Annotated in this window: 16 protein-coding genes and 1 pseudogene; 8 read left to right on the forward strand and 9 right to left on the reverse strand. The window is 31.3% G+C overall.

Annotation, left to right across the window (positions count from 1 at the left end; genetic code table 11):
- The 7 genes from D2A34_RS02665 to D2A34_RS02695 all read right to left on the reverse strand — a co-directional run bounded on the left by D2A34_RS02665 (position 1) and on the right by D2A34_RS02695 (position 9,151).
- Positions 1-1,617 carry a response regulator gene (locus tag D2A34_RS02665; RefSeq protein ID WP_079440368.1) on the reverse strand — a complete coding sequence of 539 codons (1,617 nt, stop codon included), beginning with the start codon at positions 1,615-1,617 and terminating at the stop codon, positions 1-3.
- A gap of 502 nt (positions 1,618-2,119) precedes the next feature.
- Positions 2,120-3,346: a galactose/methyl galactoside ABC transporter permease MglC gene (gene mglC / locus D2A34_RS02670; protein ID WP_079440369.1), complete on the reverse strand. Its 1,227-nt coding sequence runs from the start codon at positions 3,344-3,346 to the stop codon at positions 2,120-2,122.
- A 215-nt stretch (positions 3,347-3,561) separates the two neighbouring features.
- Positions 3,562-5,061 (reverse strand): sugar ABC transporter ATP-binding protein, encoded by a 1,500-nt coding sequence (locus D2A34_RS02675; RefSeq protein ID WP_079440370.1) that lies wholly within the window; start codon positions 5,059-5,061, stop codon positions 3,562-3,564.
- A gap of 87 nt (positions 5,062-5,148) precedes the next feature.
- Positions 5,149-6,222 carry a galactose ABC transporter substrate-binding protein gene (locus tag D2A34_RS02680; protein WP_079440393.1) on the reverse strand — a complete coding sequence of 358 codons (1,074 nt, stop codon included), beginning with the start codon at positions 6,220-6,222 and terminating at the stop codon, positions 5,149-5,151.
- A 442-nt stretch (positions 6,223-6,664) separates the two neighbouring features.
- Positions 6,665-7,780: a response regulator transcription factor gene (locus D2A34_RS02685; protein ID WP_119365954.1), complete on the reverse strand. Its 1,116-nt coding sequence runs from the start codon at positions 7,778-7,780 to the stop codon at positions 6,665-6,667.
- A gap of 190 nt (positions 7,781-7,970) precedes the next feature.
- A complete protein-coding gene (locus D2A34_RS02690; protein WP_242966046.1) occupies positions 7,971-8,651 on the reverse strand; it encodes a sensor histidine kinase in 681 nt (226 codons plus the stop codon).
- Between the two features lie 80 nt (positions 8,652-8,731).
- Positions 8,732-9,151, reverse strand: coding sequence for a M67 family metallopeptidase (locus D2A34_RS02695; RefSeq protein WP_079440372.1), 420 nt, complete (start codon positions 9,149-9,151; stop codon positions 8,732-8,734).
- Between the two features lie 381 nt (positions 9,152-9,532).
- On the opposite strand from D2A34_RS02695, the gene D2A34_RS02700 reads away from it, so the two are divergent.
- The 8 genes and pseudogenes from D2A34_RS02700 to D2A34_RS27100 form a co-directional block, all read left to right on the forward strand.
- Positions 9,533-10,399 (forward strand): 4Fe-4S binding protein, encoded by an 867-nt coding sequence (locus D2A34_RS02700; protein WP_079440373.1) that lies wholly within the window; start codon positions 9,533-9,535, stop codon positions 10,397-10,399.
- Positions 10,396-10,650: a sulfurtransferase TusA family protein gene (locus tag D2A34_RS02705; RefSeq protein ID WP_119365644.1), complete on the forward strand. Its 255-nt coding sequence runs from the start codon at positions 10,396-10,398 to the stop codon at positions 10,648-10,650. The genes D2A34_RS02700 and D2A34_RS02705 overlap by 4 nt, the downstream gene beginning before the upstream one ends.
- A 64-nt stretch (positions 10,651-10,714) precedes the next feature.
- Positions 10,715-11,311, forward strand: coding sequence for an aminotransferase class V-fold PLP-dependent enzyme (locus D2A34_RS02710; protein WP_243128216.1), 597 nt, complete (start codon positions 10,715-10,717; stop codon positions 11,309-11,311).
- Positions 11,312-11,394: 83 nt separating this feature from the next.
- The gene (locus D2A34_RS02715; protein ID WP_079440375.1) at positions 11,395-11,763 is read left to right on the forward strand and encodes a DNA-binding transcriptional response regulator; all 369 of its coding nucleotides are present in this window, start codon (positions 11,395-11,397) and stop codon (positions 11,761-11,763) included.
- A 24-nt stretch (positions 11,764-11,787) separates the two neighbouring features.
- Entirely contained in the window at positions 11,788-12,591 is an 804-nt protein-coding gene (locus tag D2A34_RS02720; RefSeq protein ID WP_079440376.1) for a HesA/MoeB/ThiF family protein, read from the forward strand.
- 116 nt (positions 12,592-12,707) lie between these two features.
- The gene (gene thiS / locus D2A34_RS02725; RefSeq protein WP_079440377.1) at positions 12,708-12,917 is read left to right on the forward strand and encodes a sulfur carrier protein ThiS; all 210 of its coding nucleotides are present in this window, start codon (positions 12,708-12,710) and stop codon (positions 12,915-12,917) included.
- A 122-nt stretch (positions 12,918-13,039) separates the two neighbouring features.
- Entirely contained in the window at positions 13,040-13,297 is a 258-nt protein-coding gene (locus tag D2A34_RS02730) for a TIGR03905 family TSCPD domain-containing protein (RefSeq protein WP_079440378.1), read from the forward strand.
- Between the two features lie 40 nt (positions 13,298-13,337).
- Positions 13,338-13,604 (forward strand): annotated as a pseudogene (locus D2A34_RS27100) (ATP-dependent sacrificial sulfur transferase LarE); the annotation flags it as partial.
- A 109-nt stretch (positions 13,605-13,713) separates the two neighbouring features.
- Here the strand turns inward: D2A34_RS27100 and D2A34_RS02740 are convergent.
- The gene (locus D2A34_RS02740) at positions 13,714-15,159 is read right to left on the reverse strand and encodes an aryl-sulfate sulfotransferase (protein ID WP_119365645.1); all 1,446 of its coding nucleotides are present in this window, start codon (positions 15,157-15,159) and stop codon (positions 13,714-13,716) included.
- 71 nt (positions 15,160-15,230) lie between these two features.
- Positions 15,231-16,247, reverse strand: coding sequence for an ABC transporter substrate-binding protein (locus D2A34_RS02745; RefSeq protein ID WP_079440380.1), 1,017 nt, complete (start codon positions 16,245-16,247; stop codon positions 15,231-15,233).
- Between the last annotated feature and the right edge of the window lie 66 nt (positions 16,248-16,313).

Raw genomic sequence — 16,313 nt, forward strand, 5'->3', positions numbered from 1 at the left:
TCAATTCTTTCTATACTTTGATGGCGATACTCCAAATTTCTTTTTAAAAACATAACTAAAATAGTTAGCCTCTGGGTATCCCACTTTCTCCGCTATCATATATGTTTTATCATCAGTAGTATTTAAAAGTTTTACTGCTTCTTCTAAACGAAGCGTCGTGAGGTAATTTACAAAATTCATTCCTGTTTCACGTTTAAATATTGTGGAAAAATACGTTGGACTAACATGAAGCTCTGAACAAAGTTTCTCTACTGAAACATCATAATCACTATAATTATCTTTTATATATTGCTTTGCCTTTTCAATAAGCAGCATTGATGAATTTATACGTTCTCTCTTTATATAAATATTCACCTTAACAGCTTTTTGGACAAACCACTCTCTTACTTCATTTATAGAATTAAACCCTTCCAAGAAACTGTAACAATCAAAATTCTTGCCAAAAAGTTCTTCAACATCTAAATTATATGTTTGAACAAGTTTCAGAATAGAGGTGATTATCTCCATAAAATAAATTCTATATTGATTAAATGGTAAGAGCAAATCTTCTATCTTCTTAAATAAATTCTCGATTGTTATTGCTATTTCATCCTCAGAGGATATCTTAATAGCATTTAGCATCGCTCGCTCTTCTTGCTCATCAAATTGAAGCTGAATCGAATTATCTGGCTCGACATCATCAATATATATAGCTTTTCCTGTGCCAAGAACAAACCTATAATCTAAAGCACTTTGGGCACTTCTATAGGAGTAACGTATTTCTGAAGTGTTATTATAAACGTATCCTATTCCAGATGATATAGTTAAATTCATAATACGCTTATATATTTTACAAACTTCATTAATTCCTTTTATAAATAGCAATATATCTTCCTTATTTTGCAAATTCCCTATAACTACAACCATATTAGAATAGAGGAAACTGACAAACTTACAGTATTTGTCCATATTCTCATCAATAATTTTTTTTATTGAAATAGGTGTTAATGTTAATTCATTTTGAATTGACATATTACTTTCACTTTCTTCAATATTTATTTTGCCATCAGCATGGATTAATGCTACAGCAAAATTTTCATACTTAAAATCTATCCCCAAATTTTCAGCCTGTTCATTCCATTGGCCTTCATTTATTTTTCCTTCTATTGCCCCAACTAGAAATTGCTCCCTAATTACCGGCAAACTTTTAACATAATACTTATAAAGTGTCTCGAGATTTCTTTTTTCATTATATTCACGATCTAATTGTTCTTTTAATCTTACTAATACTTCAGTAAGTTCAATGGAGTTAATCGGTTTCAGAACATATTCTACTACATTAATTTTTATGGCTTTATGTGCATACTCGAAATCATCACACCCTGAAAATACAATTATCTTTGTAGAAGGCATTAACTCTACAAGTTTCTTCCCTAGTTCCAAGCCATCCATAAAAGGCATTTTTATGTCAGTCATTATAACATCAGGCTGAAGTTTCTCTGCTTTTTCGAGAGCATCTTGTCCATTTTCTGCATCTCCAACTACTATAAATCCGTTAGATTCCCAATCAATTTTTTTTATAATTCCAAGTCTAATTTCTTCTTCATCATCTACTATCATAATTCTATATAAGCTCATTTAATCTCCTCCAAATAGATGAATTAACTATTATAAATATAATTATCACCTAAACTAGCTGTGTAAGGATTTTACCTTTATTCAATACTTGTCACCCAAGAATTCCCTCTATATATGTAACGCCTCTTACTAAAGTCAGATGAGTACTCACAGAGTAAACGACCATCATCAAATCATAAATTTGGACTTTCACTTATCTGCTTAAGTGGTAGATAACGGTTGCATGCTTCTAGATGTGATACCCTCTGAGGGCATAAACTCGACTAAATTCGGCTGGAGTGCAAAACTCTACCCGAAAAGTTTTACTTTATAATATAATAATAACCAAAATTATTAGTAATATCTTACAAGATTCAGATACTATTATACATTAAGTATTATATTATTTCTAGTGTAATTGCAAACATTTCCATTTGCTAATTTTAAACAATAAAAATACAGACAAATCTTCTGCTTTTAAACACATAGATTTATCTGTACTTTATATAAACATTTCTAAATTTTATTTTCTTCTATATTTTGCAAGGTCAATTGCAACTGCAACTGCGATTATTACACCTTTGATAACTTGTTGCCACATAGGACTTACTGCAATAAATTGTAATCCATATTGAATAACAGTGAAGATTAATACTCCGACCACGATTCCGCCTACTTTACCAACACCACCATTTAGTGAAACACCACCAACTACGCAGGCTGCAATTGCATCAAGTTCATAACCATTACCATAGTTGTTCGTTGCACCGGCCGTTCTAGCTGCTTCAAGTACACCTGCTACACCATATAAAAGTGATGCAAAGATGAATATTCCCATGATAGTTACGAATACATTAACACCAGAAACTACAGCTGCTTCACGATTACCTCCGATTGCATATACATTCTTACCAAAAACAGTTTTATTTAGAATAAACCAAACCAAAATTATGAATACAACCGCAATTGGAACTAGAATTGATATTCCTGGAAAACTTCCTATTTGAAATAACTTTGTTTGTCCAATGTCAATAAAATCTTGACGGATACCACCAATAGGTTGTGACTTATTTGGAGGTAAATCGAAGTATAAAGAAGTCACACCATATACTATAACTTGCGATGCCAATGTTGCTATAAATGGATGCATATCGTATTTAGCAACTAAGAAACCATTAAGTATTCCAAATATAGCACATGCAGCTATTGCTATTAATATAGGGATAATAACTGCTAATTGTGGCATATCAGGGAAGAATCTATTAGCATAGTCTGGGTTTTGTAACATTGAAGTTGATACTACAGCTGCGAGTCCAACCATACGTCCTGCTGATAAGTCAGTACCTGCAATAAGTAGTGTGAAACAGATACCAAGAGCAACAATCATTCTTGTTGATGATTGTGTTAAAATATCAAGAAATACAGCATATTGCATAAAACGTGGTTGGATTACCATAATTACCACTACTAGTAGCAATAATGCTATAATAATTGCATTATCTGTTAAAAAGTTCTTTACAGTTTTATTAGAAAAAATAACCTCCATATCTGCATTATTCTTATCCAAAAACTGTTTTCCTCCATATATAAGCAATGCTATACCAATTCCATCTATGTAAATTGGTAAATCATAAAATACATCTGGATCTAAAATAAAATTAAATACAATTCCTAAAGCCACAAAAAGAGCACCAATACCTAAAAATATTTTTCCAAAGTCTTTTCGCGAAACTATCTTTTCCCCATTCATATTATATACCTCACTTTCTTTCTCCTACTAAAAATCATTTGTTACTACAATCTATTGATCCGATTGCTAGCATCCGTAATATTCCTACTTCTTTAAGCAGTCGTTAACAGCCGCACGCTCCTGTACATTGTACCCCTTGAGGGTATAAGTTCAACTAAGATTCAGCCGTGGGTTCCCCACCTGAATCAAGCTTCACTTGATAAAGGAGATAACTTTTATTGCATAAATTTTGTTGCAAGATTCATAACCTTTACTGAATCTGCTTCACTTTGATTTAGAATTCCAGTAACCTTTCCTTCGCACATAACCATAACTCTATCTGACATTCCAAGTAATTCAGGCATTTCAGAAGAAATCATTATAATCGACTTACCCTTCTTAACCAATTCATGCATGATAGAATAAATTTCATACTTAGCTCCAACGTCTATTCCTCTAGTTGGCTCATCTAATATAAGAATATCTGGATTTGTAAGAAGCCAACGTGCAATTAAAACCTTTTGTTGGTTTCCTCCTGAAAGATTCTTAATTAATTGTTCCATACTTGGTGTTTTAGTTCTTAATTCTTCATTAGACTTTTTAGCTGCCTTGTACCTTGGACTATCTTGCAGTACACCCGCTTTTGCATAATCTTTTTGGCTTGCAATTACGGTATTATCTAATACTGAAAGTATTCCAAATATTCCAGTTGCACGTCTTTCTTCAGTTAACAGTGCTAAACCATTTTCCTTTGCATCCCTTGGAGTCTTAATTTTAATTATTTTTCCGTCCTTCTCTATGGTTCCGGATTGTATTTCACGAAGCCCGAATAACGCTTCTACTAATTCTGTACGTTGCGCACCAACAAGTCCACCTATTCCCAATATCTCACCTTTGCATAATTCAAAATTTACATCTTGAAAGGATTTAGGAGCTGGAGAACTAAGATCTTTTACCTTTAGCACTACATCCTTACTTGGTGTATATGTTCTTGGTGGAAATCTATTTGTCATATCACGACCAACCATACGATTTATAATTAAGTCCGTTGTAAGTTCCTTGGCTGGCCAAGTTCCCACATATTGACCATCTCTCATAATTGTTACTTCATCTGATATCTTAAGAATTTCTTCCATCTTATGGGATATATATATAATTGCACATCCCTTATTTTGTAATTGCTTTATTATCTTGAATAAATGCTTAGTTTCATTTTCAGTTAATGATGAGGTTGGCTCATCCATAATAATAATTTTTGAATTATAACTAACAGCTTTAGCTATTTCAACTAATTGAAGACTTGATGATGAAAGTGTTCCAGCTAATACTTCTGGATTAATATCAAGTTCTATTTCCTTAAATAATTCCTTTGTTTTTTTAATCATTGTTTTCTTATCTACTGCAATTCCCTTCATAGGAAATCTACCTAGCCAAATGTTTTCCATAACTGGACGGAAACGAATTGGGTGCAATTCTTGATGTATCATTGATACTCCTAAATCTAATGCCTGTTTTGAACTATTTATCTCCATTTTATTTCCGTCTAATATGATCTCTCCACCATCTTCATGATAAATACCAAAAAGACATTTCATTAAGGTTGATTTTCCAGCACCATTTTCTCCCATTAGTGCATGGACACTACCTTTACGAACTTTTAATGAAACACCATCTAATGCTTTTACGCCTGGAAATACCTTGGTTATATTATTCATCTCCAGTACATATTCCCCCATACAACCATCCTCCTTTACAAATAATAAATTAGGGATGAGAATTTTAAAAATTTCACATCCCTATATAGTTTTAATGTTGGGTATAGCTTATTTCATATAGTTTTTGTAGTTTTCTTGAGTAACTTTTACATAGTTGATCCATACATATTTTCCATCAGTTACATCATAACCAATGTTTTCTTTATTAATTTCTTTACCTTGAGCTGCTGCTATAGCAATATTTACAGTAGCCTTACCTTGGTTTTCTGCATCATTTAAAACTGTTCCAAGAAGTGATCCTTCTTTCATAGCTTGTAATGCTGGTGCTGTTGCATCTACTCCAACTACTGGGATGTATTTAGCTGCATCACCTTTATTATATCCTTCAGCTTTTAAAGCTTCTACTGCTCCAAGAGCCATATCGTCGTTGTTACAAAGAACAGCTTCTATCTTATCAATACCCTGACCTGTAATAAATGCTTTCATAAGGTCAGTTGCTTTTGCTTTGTCCCACATTGCTGTATCTGCTGCAAGCTTTTGTGTCTTAAGTCCAGCAGCTTCTATAGCTTTTATAGAATATTCTGTACGAAGAGTTGCATCTTGATGTCCTGGTTCACCTTGAAGCATTACATATTGTACTACTCCATCTTTATTTTTATCAGCTTCTGGATGTGCTTTGAAATAATCAGATATAATTTCACCTGATTGAGTTCCTGATTGTTCAGCTTTAGCACCTACATACCAAACTTTATCATAGCTATCCATATCAGCCTTTTCTGGTTCACGGTTTAAGAATACCACTGGAAGTTTCTTAGCTTTAGCTTTTTCTATAATTGGACCTGCTGCAGTTCTATCAACTGGATTTATAGCTAAAGCGTTTACACCTTTTGTAATAAATGTATCAACTTGCTCATTTTGAGTAGGTTGCTTATTTTGTGAATCCACTAATTCAATAGTTGACCCTTTTTCTTTTGCTTGTCCTTCCATTGAAGTACGAACACCTGTCATGAATGTATCATCAAACTTATAGATTGCAGAACCAACTAAAACTTTTGAGCTGTCTGCTTTTTTGCTTGTATCAGCTCCAGAACCACCACTTTTACTTGCTCCACATCCTGCCATTGTAGCTGCTACAACTACCACTGACATAACTATTGGTAATAATTTTTTAAACCTTTTCATCTTTACCCCTCCATATTTCATATAAATCCTCTTAAACAAATATCAATAAATCAATAGATTATTTAATTGATTTATTTGTTTTTCGTTTACATGATTAATTATAAAGACTTTATTAAAGAGTCTCCATACGAAATTCTTCACTCTTTTATCGAATTTCTTAAGTAATAGGGATAAATTAGTAGAAAAATCTTAGAAACATTGAAAACTATATCAGATCTGGTTAAATTCATGATGTTGGTTCTAATGGGTGGTATTCTAAATACAATAAATGAAGATTTACTTCAATGTATTCCTTCATTTTTATTATTGGTGATATTTGTTTCCACAATCAAATTAGAAGAGCAGTAATTTTATCTTATTGTATTAATATGCTAGTATTATTTCTGAAGAAATAAGGACTAAATAAGATTTATATTCTTATAATCTTATTTTAGTCCTTATCTTAATTTTCCTTATCTTTCAGATTAACTCTATATTCTGATGGATTTTCTCCATAATATTTTTTAAATAATTTTGAGAAATAATTAATATCATGATAACCAAGCTGATATCCAACCTCATAAGTCTTTAGCTGGGTGTTAATTAACAAATACCTGGCTCTTGCCATCTTAACCATAGTCACATAATCATTAAATCGTGTGCCTGTTTTTGTAGCAAAATTATTACTTAAATAAGTATTATTTATATAAAATTTTTCAGCTATAACTTTTAGCTTTAAATCTGCGTTATGATTTTTTAATATATATTCACAAATGTTTTTTATTAATTCATCAGATGCTTCAAGATAAAATTTTTTTAAGAAATCTAAAAGATATGTTATCTTTGTGCAATAGAATTCTATAAAATTACTTGAATCTTCTTCATTTACATAATCTATTGTTTCAAAATATTCAATACCTATGTAATCATTCAACCAATTAAAATTTTCATATACTCCTGCAATAATATTGTGATACATTTTTTTTATAATGATATCGGCTTTAATTATATTATTAGATAAAGCTTTATAAATATTTTCTGTGGTTATGCTAAATAATTTTAGAGCATAATCTTCTTTATTAATTAATTTCTTAATAATTTGCTTCTCATCAGCTGCTAAATACATCCATTCTGAATTATCTTTTGTTAAATCAGCCGTATCTCTTATATTTCTTAATGATTTTTGTGTCTCATTTCTAGTATTATCTAAGAATATTTTTGTTCGTTCAAGCAATTCAGTCATAGTTTCTTCATTTGCAGGCTTTACAAGATAATCAAATGCACCCAATACAATACCCTGCCTAGCATAATTAAATTCACTATATTCACTTAAAATCACTACACATGGACATAATTTATCTTTCTGAATTTCCCTAAGTAACTGCAATCCATCAATTACTGGCATTCTGATATCAGTAAGCACTAGGTCATATGAATTCCTACGTAATAACTCAAGAGCTTCTTTACCATTTGAAGCCGTATCTATAATTTTAAATTCAGCTTTTTCACCCCATAGTTTAAGTCTTTTTAATTCTGTCAAAAATATTTCTCTATCATCAACTGCAAGAATTTTATACAACTTATATTTACCTCCTACCTTAGGCACAATCAAATAAATAACAAGTCTATCTGCTAGCCTATTTTCCATCATCCTGCGTCAGCAAAATGTCATAATAGATCTGCTATGATGTCACTTTGCTTCCTTGCCTGATGAAAAATATGCATAGTAGCTTTGGACTTGTTATTTATTTTCATGTGCCTTAATAATTTTATTTTAAAATGCTTTCTTCACCGATGGTAAAGTATGTGCAGGCACCTTTCCCAACTTCTCCTGTAATCCAAACTCTCCCGCCAAATTTTTGAATTATTTTCTTCACAATAGCAAGTCCAACTCCACTGCCTTCAAACTCGCTTTCAGAATGCATCCTTTTAAACATTCCAAAAAGATTTTCTGAAAACTTCATATCAAACCCAACTCCATTATCATTAATATAAAATACATTCTCGTTATTTTCTAAATCATACCCCACCGTAATAATTGCAGAATCCTTGTTACTAGTAAACTTTAGTGAGTTCGAAATTAAATTAATTATTACCTGCTTCATTAATATGCTATCACCTAATATAATTGGCAGCTTACTCTCAAATTTTAATTGAATATTCTTCTTATCCTTATATCCAACAACCAATTCATTGAAGGTAGATTGTATCAACTGTTCTAAATCTATTGTTTCTTTATTAGGTTCCATATCTGCAAACTTTATATATTCTAAAAGTTTATTAATGAGCAGCAATGTATCACCACAAATATGTCTGATGCTTTTTATTAATTCAATTCCATCTCTATCAACTTCTTTTCCATAATCCTCAATGAAAATTCTTGCATAACCATCTATAGCACGTACAGGAGCCTTTATCTCATGTGAAATTGTATAATTAAAAGCTATCAATTCATTATTTGCATTTTCAAGTAGTTTTGTTTTTTCCTTAATCTCATCTATATTATTTGATTTGCTTGATGTATTAATAGCTATCCCCCCATTACTATTAACTTCTCCTTTGAGACTATATTATCTTTTATAATAAAACTGTTAAAAATAATTTCTTCTTTATCTGCTAAGGATAATATTGCATAACTTAAATTTGGATCAAATGCTAACCTAATATCCTCTTCTGATGGCCTTGAAGGTGTTTTAGGATGGCTGTGAAAATTTCCAATTAAACTCCATTCGTTTCTTCTAATATCAGCTATTACTTTAAACTGTTCTTTAATATCCATTGAAAAGTGTTCTGGACTCTCATCAATATTTCTTAATAAATATACTTTCTGAATAATTTTATTATTACTATTATCAATAGTTCCCGCCAAAAGTCCACACGCTTCATTTGGCAAAACTTTAATGCAATGCTCTCTAATCTCATTAAATTGATCCTTTGAAAATATAATCATAATTACGTCCTCCCATTATTTGTTTTGAATTTATTCATATTAATCTAATAGGATTACTATGAATTTAGTATATACCAATTTATTCTATTAGTCAAAAACTCTTTACTAAAACTTACATTTTTTTGTGCAAAGTTCATTAGTGAGTGTTTTTCTATAATATTTGATTAGATTTTACCATAGGACCATTTAAAGTCAATTGAGAAAAATCCATTCCCAAACAAATTCCAATATAATACTAAACTTAGTCTTATTGTAATTAAAAGTTATTACATTCTATAATTGGTAGTATACTAGGCACATAAAAAAATAATAAGTCTTCATAAAATCATAGACTTATTGTTTTCATTCATAAGCCTAAGATAATATTTCAGGAGGAGCGAAATGGACGAATTGATATATAAGGAACTAAAAAAAGGCGGCTTTATGAGACAAGTGCAAAATGAAAAGTTTTCCTTGAGACTTCGAAGCGTAGGAGGACAAATTAATGCAAACCAACTTCAAAAAGTAAGTGAAATTGCTGATAAATATGGTCAAGGTTACATTCATCTTACATCAAGACAAGGTATTGAAATCCCATTCATAGATTTTAAGGATATTAATTCTGTAAAAGCAGAACTTGCCACTGTTAATTTAGAGCCAGGGGCTTGTGGTCCTCGTGTCCGAACAATTACGGCATGCCAAGGTAATGCAATTTGTGGAAGTGGATTAATTGAAACAAGTAATTTAGCAAAGGAACTTGATGAAAAATATTTTGCTAAGGATTTACCTCACAAATTTAAAATCGGCATTACAGGTTGTAGAAATAACTGCTTAAAAGCTGAAGAAAATGATCTAGGTATAAAAGGTGGATTAAAGCCTAAATGGGATACAAATTCCTGTACATATTGTGGGGTTTGTAAGGCTGTATGTCCTGCAACGGCTATAGAAATTAATAAGGAAACTAACGAGCTTAAATTTGATGAAAATAAATGTATATATTGCGGAAAATGCGTTAAATCTTGTCCTACAGATGCTTGGAATGGAGAAATCGGATATATTATTTCATTTGGTGGATTATTTGGAAATAACATAGCTTCTGGAAAAAGCCTGCTCCCTTTAATCACAGATAAGGAAACTTTATTTAAAGTTGTTGATACCACCGTGGAATTTTTCAAAGAAAATGGAAATGCAAGTGAAAGATTTAAATTTACTTTAGACCGAGTTGGTATAGACAAACTTAAAGCAAAACTAGAGGGGGTTATAAAATGAGTGAAATAAAAACTGATTCCTTTGTTGATATTACTGATGTAGTCTGCCCTGTAACTTTTGTAAAAGCAAAAGTTGCACTTGAAGATCTTAATAATGGTCAAGTTCTTGAAATAAAATTAAATGATGGAGAACCAATTCAAAATGTACCTCGAAGCTTAAAAAATGAAAAACATAAAATTTTGAGTGTAGATAAAAATGAAGATGGAACATATACCATTGCAGTTGTAAAGGGTGGCTTGCTTGAAGTATAATACTGCTCTTTTACATTTAAATATTCTAAAAAGTGACGATGAAATAATTTAAAGCAGTGCAATTTTGGGTGGAACAATTGCTTTGTTTCAGGATTTTGAAGAATTCATAAATGAAAATACTAAAACAATCTTTATTGAAACCATAGGTAATCCAAAACTTAATGTTGTAGATATAAATGCAATTGCACGTATTGCCCATTCTTATAATATTCCTTTAATTGTTGATAATACTTTTGCAACTCCATTTATTATTAGACCAACTGAATTAGGAGCTGATATAGTAATTCACTCCTCATCTAAATGTATTAATGGAAGTGGGATTTCAATTAGCGGAGTTATTATTGATAGTGGAAATTTCAAATGGGATTTTGAGCACTATCCTAATTTAGCAACATCGAAGAAATTTGGCAGGTTTTCCTACCATTCAAAGCTTAGAGGCGGATTATTTAAGAATCTAGGTTCCTGTCTTATTCCCTTTAATGAATTTTTAAATGGCTTAGCTCTTGAACAATTTAATGGATACTTTGGTGCAATTTTAACCATAAGAGCTATGGCCAAAGAAAATACTGGAGTTTTTGATGATTTAATTAGAATTAGTGTTGGACTTGAGGATATTGAGGATTTAATTACTGATTTTGAAAATACAATCAGTAAAATTTAGTTAAGGCATATTTAAAAATAGCAAGTCAATATCATGATACCTTTGACTAGTTATTTTCTTTCAAATGCTAAAAGGAGATTATAATGAAAAATATACGTGTTCTAATTATTGAAGAATTTAAATATATTGCTGACTTAAATGTTCTTGAACTAAAACGAGGGGGATTTGAGGTTTATAGCCAGCATATATACTGTGAAGAAGCTATGAGGAATGCATTAAAAGAAAATAAATTTGATATTATTCTATCTGATAATTCAACACCTCACTTTAATGCTATTCAAGCTCTTTTTATAAGAAATGAACTTTCTCCTAAAACACCTTTTATCATTGTGTCAGAAGATGTTTCACCAGAAAGTATTAAATTTGCAATGAAAAACAGATGTTGTGCATATCTTTTAAAAGAAAACTTACATCAACTTGCTATTTTAGTCAGAAACATTATAGCAAGGTAAAAAATTTACAAGGAGTGGTAAACTATGAATTTTACTAATGAACAACTTGAAAGATATTCAAGGCAAATCATTTTAGATGATGTCAGTGTTAAAGGCCAAGAAAAAATATTAAATAGTAAGGTTCTAATCATTGGTACAGGTGGACTTGGTGCACCTGCTGCAATGTATCTTGGAGCTGCTGGAGTTGGAACTATTGGACTTGTTGATGCTGATACTGTTGATTTATCTAATCTTCAAAGACAAATTATTCATTCAACTCAGGATGTTGGAAAACCAAAAGTTATTTCTGGAAAAGAAACTATTAATGCAATAAATCCAGATGTTAATGTGGTTACATATCAAGAACGCGCTACAGCTTCAAATATTTTAGATATTATAAAAGATAAAGATTATGATTTTATTATTGACGGAACAGATAACTTTCCCGTTAAATTTTTAATCAATGATGCTTGCGTTATGCTTCAAAAACCATTTTCACATGCTGGAATCATTAGATTTCAAGGACAAACCATGACCTACGTTCCAGGACAAGGTCCTTGCTACCGTTGTGTTTTCCAAACCCCACCGCCACCAGACGTAGTACCAACTTGCCAGCAAGCAGGGGTTCTTGGAGTTATGGGTGGTATAATTGGTTCTATCCAAGCAAGTGAAGCTTTGAAATATATTACAGGTGTTGGTGATTTATTAGCTGGAAAACTGCTAACATTTGATGCAAAAAAAATGAATTTTAGAACAATTAATATTCATCATGATAAAAATTGTGCAATTTGCGGTGAAGCACCAACTATTAATAAATTAATTGATTATGAGTTAAATGTTTGTGGCTAAATTGAAATACATTTTAGTCGAAATTAAAAAATAATAGGCCAGCATGCTTGTCTATTATTTATTTTATGTACATTAAGGCACAATCAAAGAAATAATTCTAGGAGGACATATTTATTATGAAAATAATTATTAATGGAAAAGAAACGGTTTTGGAAAACGAGGTATCAGTAAACGAGCTTTTACAAAAAGAATACGTTGAAATGCAAGAATATGTAACAGTCCAAGTCAACGAAGATATCATCCCTAGTGCTAATTATGGAACACATATTATAAAGGATGGCGATACTGTTGAATTTCTTTACTATATGGGTGGAGGAAACAACTAAGTAATTCACTTCTATATTTTAAATGGATGCCTTAAAATGATTAAAAATCATTTTAAAGACATCCTTATTTTCAATAAAAAATTAATATTCATGTTAAATTATACGAGCTAGGAGGGCTTAATATGTCTAATCAATATATAACAAACGGTATTTGTCCTAAAATAATATCCTTTGATTTAGATAATAATGTTGTTCACAATGTTACTTTTATTGGAGGCGGCTGCAATGGTAATCTTAAAGCTATCTGCAAAATCGTTGAAGGAATGACAGTTGAAGAAATTGAAGAAAACTTCAAAGGAATCAATTGTAATAGTAAGGGTACATCTTGTACTGATCAGCTTGCTATAGCTATTAGAGAAAAATATGAAAAGATTGAATAAGTTATAACCTCTATTGAGACTAAAATATCATCTGTAAAAAATAAAACATATAATAATTTCTTCAGAAGGATTAGAAATCGAAGGTTTTGCTGCCAATCCTAAAAATAGATGCTATTATTGCAAAAAAGAACTATACACAAAGATTAATACCATTGCCTTAGATAATGGTATTAATTATGTGTTTGATGGTTCAAATATTGATGATACAGGAAATTATAGACCAGTATGAAAACTGCTAAAGAACTTGGTATAGTCAGGTCCACTAAAAGAAGCAGAACTGACTAAAAATGATATACGTGAGTTGTCAAATGTGCATTTCAAATTGTGACCTATATATTAATAACTTAATGAAAAAACTAACTTTAAATGCAAATTAAGTTTGTACTTAAAGTTAATTTAATTAAATTTTTACTTACCTATTGTGATTCTCTATTAGAAATAACGCAAAAAGCATCATTTTGATTATATCCTTTTGCCCCTTTAACCTCTGTTTCCTCTACTGCTCCTATAGGTTCTGATCCATTAACTCTAAAATTCTTTACATCAATTTTTTGTATTTCAACTTCAGTCTGCTTCTCCAATTGTGGTATCCATTCATAAGGAACTCTATAAGCCCTATAAACCATATTCATACTTGGTATCTCAGTCTCACCTTTATATGGATTTATATATTCCCAAACTATTTCATGATCTACTGTCACTTCAAATATTCGACCATCTGAACCTTCTGTTATTAAAGTATTTCCGTTTGGTAATCTTTGAGCACTACTTACAAATGGACTATAAAATCTGCTTGAATCTAATGGCTCAATAAGGCCAGCTTCCTTTGGAGTATATTGCCATACTATTTCTAGGGTAATTGGATTAATTTCTAATATTCTTGAATAATCTCTATGAGCATTTTGTCTTCCTGTTGGAGCTACTGGATTTGGACTTCCATATCCTGCCCATCCACCATTATCAAAAATTAATATATTACCTTCTCCTGGCAAACCTTTTGGAATCATATGTACATGATGTTGTCCAATTATCCAGTCTAACTTCTTGAGTTCTTCACTTTGATCATAATACGGACCAACCTTCCAAACAATTTTGCCACTCTTCTTTTCTATAATCGCTAAAATATTTGCTTCGCGGCTGTCCCAAATAATATTTTCTGGATTAAATCTCTCATCGCCACTCTCGTACCACTTATTAGGCCCAAGCAGTGACATAGAATTTATATGGAGCCAATCTCCCATTCCACCCCCTGCTGGTCTCATATTAGGATCTCTATAAAGTATATTTTTAGCACTTTCATCAAAGCCAAGTTCATCAAAATGCTCATTAGGTCTCCACTCCCAAACAATCTTTCCATCCCAGGTAACTTCAACAATCTTATCATCTAAAAGTAATTTTTCAGTTATTTTAGAATTTTTAACATTTTCATGGGTAAGTATGAAAGTATTTCCCTTATCTACTAATGGTTCTGAGCCTGGTGTATAATAACCTGTAGTACTGCCTTCCCTTTGATAATCATGATGTTGTCTTGCCATCCATTGAGGTTCTTCACCATCATCAGATATAAATTCGTTATGATCAAATTTCCAAACGATGTTTCCGTCCCAATCTACTTGCACCAAATCAATCATATCCTGCATTCCATATTTAGGATTTCTTTCACCAGTACTTCCTAAAACATAACCACCCGGAAGTATTTTATTAGGAAAGCCTTGAAGGCCTTTCCATAGCTTAACTTCCTTTCCATTCATATTGATTAATAATGCACCTAGTCCTTTTACTTGAAAAATAGTATAACCACTCCAAGCCTTCTTTGGATTATAAAGTGTTGCTCCTGTTGGATAAATAGTTGGATGTCCCATAATAATTTCCTCCTTAAAATATCTTCATATTTTTATTTATTAACGCTTTTTAAACTTAGCTGTTTTGTCTTTTATTTATTTGCTTCTTCATAAAATGAATTATCTACCCATTTATCTGTATCATAATCCTTTGAAATTAAATTATTATCTAACATAAACTTTTTACTATCATTAATCTTCTTTTTAGCTGCATCATCTACCTTTAATGAAACATAATCAAATTTTCCATTGTCTTTGCCATAAAGTGATTTTGTTGCTTCTTTATCTAAGCCTGATTTAGTCAAAACGTCATATGCTTCACCTGTATTTTCTTTCATTAAAGTTTTAGCTTCTTTTAATGCTTTAAATAATGCGACTGCTGCCTCCTTATTTTCCGCTAAAAATTTGCTATTTCCTATTACTACTGACTGTGCAGTAATATCAGGATGATTTTTCGAAGTATCAATTGTTCTAGCTGTCTTTTTACTTAAAACTTGTATTGCTTCTTGAGTATCCGTTACAACCAATGCATCTATAGCACCTCCGTAAAGTGCCGAATCAAAATCAGTAGTGTTAATCAATTCAACATCACTTTGTGCAATACCATTAGCATCTAATATCTGATATAAATATTTTTGCATATAAGTTCCCTTAGCAAATCCTATTTTTTTACCTTTTAAATCTTTAACCGAGCTTATAGTTGAATCCGCTTTTACAATAATTGCAGAAGTTATATAATTATCCGCTATCCCTATTAACGAAGTTTCTACCCCCTTTGATTTACTTAAAATTCCTGGAAAATCTGCATATATTGCAATATCAACTTCTTTTGCTGTCAATGCTTCATTTACAGCTGGACCCGCCGCCGCAAAAGGTTTGTACTCAACTTTATAACCTGCCTTGCTAAGTTCATCATCTATATACTTCTTTTCTTGTGCTACACCAGCTACTCCACCGATAAAATTTTGAGTTCCTGGAAAACCAATTCTGACTACCTTTTCCACCTTTTCAGTGCTCTTTGTATTTTCTGCTTGTTTACTATTTCCGCATCCAACTAACATAAACACCGTGGTTGCTGCTAAAAACATTGACAATAATTTCTTTTTCATAAGTAAATCCCTCCAATTCAAATTTATAAATTCATTTTATTCAGTTCTATTATCGAAATACTAGGA

The organism is Clostridium chromiireducens, assembly GCF_003575225.1.
Lineage (GTDB): Bacteria > Bacillota > Clostridia > Clostridiales > Clostridiaceae > Clostridium > Clostridium chromiireducens.

Bases quoted from the DNA above. Each gene is read 5' to 3' on its own strand.
- D2A34_RS02730 (WP_079440378.1), top strand. From the start codon at position 13,040: ATGTCTAATCAATATATAACAAACGGTATTTGTCCTAAAATAATATCC.
- D2A34_RS02740 (WP_119365645.1), bottom strand. From the start codon at position 15,159: ATGGGACATCCAACTATTTATCCAACAGGAGCAACACTTTATAATCCA.
- D2A34_RS02715 (WP_079440375.1), top strand. From the start codon at position 11,395: ATGAAAAATATACGTGTTCTAATTATTGAAGAATTTAAATATATTGCT.
- D2A34_RS02745 (WP_079440380.1), bottom strand. From the start codon at position 16,247: ATGAAAAAGAAATTATTGTCAATGTTTTTAGCAGCAACCACGGTGTTT.
- D2A34_RS02705 (WP_119365644.1), top strand. From the start codon at position 10,396: ATGAGTGAAATAAAAACTGATTCCTTTGTTGATATTACTGATGTAGTC.
- D2A34_RS02675 (WP_079440370.1), bottom strand. From the start codon at position 5,061: ATGGGGGAATATGTACTGGAGATGAATAATATAACCAAGGTATTTCCA.
- D2A34_RS02680 (WP_079440393.1), bottom strand. From the start codon at position 6,222: ATGAAAAGGTTTAAAAAATTATTACCAATAGTTATGTCAGTGGTAGTT.
- D2A34_RS02665 (WP_079440368.1), bottom strand. From the start codon at position 1,617: ATGAGCTTATATAGAATTATGATAGTAGATGATGAAGAAGAAATTAGA.
- thiS (WP_079440377.1), top strand. From the start codon at position 12,708: ATGAAAATAATTATTAATGGAAAAGAAACGGTTTTGGAAAACGAGGTA.
- D2A34_RS02720 (WP_079440376.1), top strand. From the start codon at position 11,788: ATGAATTTTACTAATGAACAACTTGAAAGATATTCAAGGCAAATCATT.
- D2A34_RS02700 (WP_079440373.1), top strand. From the start codon at position 9,533: ATGGACGAATTGATATATAAGGAACTAAAAAAAGGCGGCTTTATGAGA.
- D2A34_RS02695 (WP_079440372.1), bottom strand. From the start codon at position 9,151: ATGATTATATTTTCAAAGGATCAATTTAATGAGATTAGAGAGCATTGC.
- mglC (WP_079440369.1), bottom strand. From the start codon at position 3,346: ATGAATGGGGAAAAGATAGTTTCGCGAAAAGACTTTGGAAAAATATTT.